We start from the raw sequence: 3,734 nt of genomic DNA, 5'->3' as shown, positions 1-3,734 counted from the left end.
GCCCTCCCCCTGCGGGGCTATGCTTGACGGGAACCCCACATGGAGATCCGAAAGATGAGACTCATGCTGTTGTTGGCCGCCCTGCTCTCTTGCGGCAGCGCCCTCGCCTTCCACTGCCCCATGGACATGAAGAAGATAGACGACGCCCTGGCCGCAGGCCCCGCCCTCAGTGCCGAGCAACTGGCCGAGGTAAAACAGTTGAGAGCGGACGGAGAGACCTTGCACAACGCGGGCAAGCATCAGGAATCGGTCGATACCCTGGCCAAGGCCATGGCCATCCTCGGCATCGATCAGGGCTGATACCGCCCCTTCGCCGCGCGACGGTCTCTTTCGCATCGCTCGGATACAGACCACCAAAATGAAACAAGGCCCTCGCCATCAGTGGCGGGGGCCTTTTCACTGCGGATGTCAGCGCTGAACGGGGCTACACCCGGCCACTGTAGACCAGGGTGCAATAGTTGAAGGCTATCTTGCCGTCAACGGCATGGCGAGCAAACTCGCGGCGAACGAGCGCCGTCATCTGATCGTGGGCCGGCGTGCCCGCCACAGGCGCATAGGAGGAGGAGTTGAGCCGTCCAAGCACCCCGTCAAGATCGAACAGCTGGCTGTTCTCGAAGCGATCGAGCCGGTACTCCCCGGTGAAGAAGGCGCGAAAATCCGCCTCGCCGAGGTTGCGATGATTGACCTCCTCGTAATCCCCCGAGTAGGCGTGCAGCCCCTCTTCATAGGCCTTGAGAAACGGGGTGTTCGTCAGCCTGTCATTCCAGATGAGGGCGACCTGGCCACCGGGCTTGAGCAGCCGCTGGCACTCCTGCCGAAAAGCCGCGCGATCGAACCAGTGAAACGCCTGGGCGACCGTGACCAGATCCATCGCCCCCGTGGGCAGGCCCGTGGCTTCCGCACTGCCGTGCAGCCAGCCGATGTTCCCCACCTGGGCAAGCAGCCGTTTGGCGGCAGCCCGCATATCGTCGTTGGGCTCCACCGCCCAGACCCGCGCGACCCGGGGGGCCAGCAGGGCGGTCAGGATGCCGGTGCCCGCGCCGATGTCCGCCACCTGGGCCTCTGGCCCCATGGCCAGCTCCCTTGCCAGAAAATCCAGCATGGCGGCGGGATAACCGGGTCGATATTTCACATAGGCCTCGACCCGGGTCGAGAATCGCTGGGTACTGTCCATGGCAGACTCCTCTCTTGCTGCGGCCTTCATGCCGGCTCCCGGCCTGGTGACCAGGATCCCCATGCCACTACACTTGACCCCATCATGCAAGCCCCAAGCGGGTGGCAAACGGCGTACAGGCTGGCTTGTCACCCAGCGAAGCAGCAGGCGCTGCGGGCGGCAGGATACCCATCGGGGCGCCCGCTCACGGGCGTCGAAGGACAAACACCAGGATGGAGCTGCGACACAATGAGACCAGTCAAGAACAGGATTTGCCTCTGGTATGACGGGGATGCCGAGGAGGCGGCACGGTTTTACGCCAGCCTCTTCCCCGACTCCGCCGTCGGTGCCGTACACCGGGCCCCGGCCGACTATCCCGCCGGCAAGGAAGGGGATGTGCTGACGGTCGAGTTCAGGGTGATGGGGATCCCCTGCCTCGGCCTCAACGGCGGGCCCGGGGTCCGCCACAACTGGGCGTTCTCGTTTCAGGTGGCCACCCAGGACCAGGCCGAGACGGATCGCTACTGGTACGCCATCATCGACAGCGGCGGTCAGGCGAGCGAGTGCGGCTGGTGTCAGGACAAGTGGGGCATCTCCTGGCAGATCACCCCTCAGGTCCTCATCGAGGCGATAAGCGATCCCGACCCCGAGGCAGCGAGACGCGCCTTCGAGGCCATGATGCAAATGGACAAGATTGACATTGCCACCATCGAGGCGGCGCGGCGTGGTTGAAGTGACCATAACCCTCGACATCTCGCTAATTGATCAAAAGCTAACACCGTGGGAGATTGTGCTGAAAAGACCCTACCAAAGGTACTGGTTGGAAGCTATTTCTCACTGCAGCCTGAGATAAATCCTGTTCAAAAGACTGGCAACTTTACGCAGGATTAACCCTTTTCTTCATCACCCCAGACCGAGACTGCTTTTCTGTCAGCAGCCTCGGTCTAAGATCCAGTACATGTATGGTCAATGAAACTGCACCTCCCATTTCCCGCTCTACACGTCTGGCTTCATCATCCAACAGCTCCTTGAGCTCTTCTAAGCCGATTCTTTCCCCGCTATCAGGATGCTGCCAATAGCGGTTCTTAGATAGAGTTATAACCAAAGCGCCTGAGCAGCGGGTCTCCAGAGAAAGGTATTTAATTGCCAGCTGCTCCCTAATAGTTTCTCGCAAGACGTTGGCTGACCACCTGTTACCATCCTCAATTTTCAACTCGATTACAGCTTCATAATTGGATGCAAGTGAGCAAAGACGAATATCGGTCTCTTTTTCATCTGCAGTCACTGCTTCTTGAACAACCTTATAAAGCCCATTGGAAGCATGCTGTAATTCTTGTGCAATTGCACGCCGCATTAATTTTTCTTGATGTATTTCAGCCCACAGTTCACGTGGCGACTCATCGCTATTTAATAATTCATCAAGATCAGCCAAGCGATCATGCAGCAAGGTGAACATAGCCGCATTAGTAGTCAGTGGAAGTTCACCTTTATGTTCGAGTTCACGACATTGCTGTTCATCCAAGAGTACCGAATCAATTTCTTTGGCCCATGCTTCCTGAGCTAATGCCAGAATCCGATCTTTAAAATGAGAAAATAGGGGGTCAATGGCCATATCATGTTTAACTTGCCATCCTTCTTCTCCTTGTGACTCCAACAATGCAGTCAGAATTGCATTGCGTGCATATTCGGCATTATCACGCATATCCGGTGTATAGCAGCCTTCATGTTCAGCATCATCCTGACGCCTTATATGTTGGTAAGCCAGGCGGGCTAGGGAAGGTGCGAATAAGCGGGGAAATTCTTCTCGGCTGACTCAGTCATTTCATTTTTTCAGTTTGAGCCGATCTTTTCTCCCGTAAATGCCTTGAATCAGCCTATTTAGACCGTTTCTTCGCCATTTAAGGCGTTATTCCCAGTTTTTAGTGAGATCTCTCCCACTGACGTATCATTTGGTCCGCCCGAAACAGGTTGGCCAGCGTGAATAACATCGCCAGTTGGTTATCGTTTTTCAGCAACCCCTTGTATCTGGCTTTCACGAAGCCGAACTGTCGCTTGATGATGCGAAATGGGTGCTCCACCTTGGCCCGGATGCTGGCTTTCATGTATTCGATGTTGATGGCCGTTTTGTTCTTGCGTGGATGCTGTTTCAAGGTTCTTACCTTGCCGGGGCGCTCGGCGATCAGCCAGTCCACATCCACCTCAGCCAGCTCCTCGCGCTGTGGCGCCCCTTGGTAGCCGGCATCGGCTGAGACAAATTGCTCCTCTCCATGCAGCAGATTACCCAGCTGATTGAGGTCATGCTCGTTGGCCGCGGTGGTGACTAGGCTGTGGGTCAGGCCACTCTTGGCATCGACACCAATGTGGGCCTTCATGCCAAAGTGCCACTGATTGCCTTTCTTGGTCTGATGCATCTGCGGATCGCGTTGCTGCTCTTTGTTCTTGGTCGAGCTGGGTGCCTCAATGATGGTGGCATCGACCAAGGTGCCTTGAGTCATCATGACGCCTGCTTCGGCCAGCCAGCGATTGATGGTCTTGAACAATTGGCGGGCCAGTTGATGCTGCTCCAGCAGGTGGCGGAAAT

5 protein-coding genes are annotated in these 3,734 nt (G+C 56.7%); 2 read left to right on the top strand and 3 right to left on the bottom strand.

Annotation, left to right across the window (positions count from 1 at the left end; translation table 11 throughout):
• Positions 1-54: 54 nt before the first annotated feature.
• A complete protein-coding gene (locus C3418_RS23000) occupies positions 55-300 on the top strand; it encodes a hypothetical protein (protein WP_045524410.1) in 246 nt (81 codons plus the stop codon).
• A 124-nt stretch (positions 301-424) separates the two neighbouring features.
• Here C3418_RS23000 and C3418_RS22995 read toward each other — a convergent pair whose 3' ends face one another.
• Positions 425-1,174, bottom strand: coding sequence for a class I SAM-dependent methyltransferase (locus C3418_RS22995; protein ID WP_010675078.1), 750 nt, complete (start codon positions 1,172-1,174; stop codon positions 425-427).
• A 228-nt stretch (positions 1,175-1,402) separates the two neighbouring features.
• On the opposite strand from C3418_RS22995, the gene C3418_RS22990 reads away from it, so the two are divergent.
• Complete coding sequence (locus C3418_RS22990) at positions 1,403-1,885, top strand: VOC family protein (RefSeq protein ID WP_103859348.1); 483 nt, start codon at positions 1,403-1,405, stop codon at positions 1,883-1,885.
• 145 nt (positions 1,886-2,030) lie between these two features.
• Here C3418_RS22990 and C3418_RS22985 read toward each other — a convergent pair whose 3' ends face one another.
• Together C3418_RS22985 and C3418_RS22980 are read right to left on the bottom strand one after the other, a co-directional pair.
• The gene (locus C3418_RS22985) at positions 2,031-2,855 is read right to left on the bottom strand and encodes a hypothetical protein (RefSeq protein WP_146054151.1); all 825 of its coding nucleotides are present in this window, start codon (positions 2,853-2,855) and stop codon (positions 2,031-2,033) included.
• Between the two features lie 217 nt (positions 2,856-3,072).
• The coding region (locus C3418_RS22980; protein WP_103859347.1) for an IS5-like element IS5 family transposase at positions 3,073-3,734 on the bottom strand (662 nt) is incomplete at its 5' end.

The organism is Aeromonas sp. ASNIH8 (genome assembly GCF_002919855.1).
Classification (GTDB): domain Bacteria; phylum Pseudomonadota; class Gammaproteobacteria; order Enterobacterales; family Aeromonadaceae; genus Aeromonas; species Aeromonas caviae.
The sequence above is the reverse complement of the archived record's forward strand: the minus strand, read 5'-3'. Positions and strand labels throughout refer to the sequence as shown.

Bases quoted from the DNA above. Each gene is read 5' to 3' on its own strand.
- C3418_RS22990 (WP_103859348.1), top strand. From the start codon at position 1,403: ATGAGACCAGTCAAGAACAGGATTTGCCTCTGGTATGACGGGGATGCC.
- C3418_RS22985 (WP_146054151.1), bottom strand. From the start codon at position 2,855: ATGCGTGATAATGCCGAATATGCACGCAATGCAATTCTGACTGCATTG.
- C3418_RS23000 (WP_045524410.1), top strand. From the start codon at position 55: ATGAGACTCATGCTGTTGTTGGCCGCCCTGCTCTCTTGCGGCAGCGCC.
- C3418_RS22995 (WP_010675078.1), bottom strand. From the start codon at position 1,174: ATGGACAGTACCCAGCGATTCTCGACCCGGGTCGAGGCCTATGTGAAA.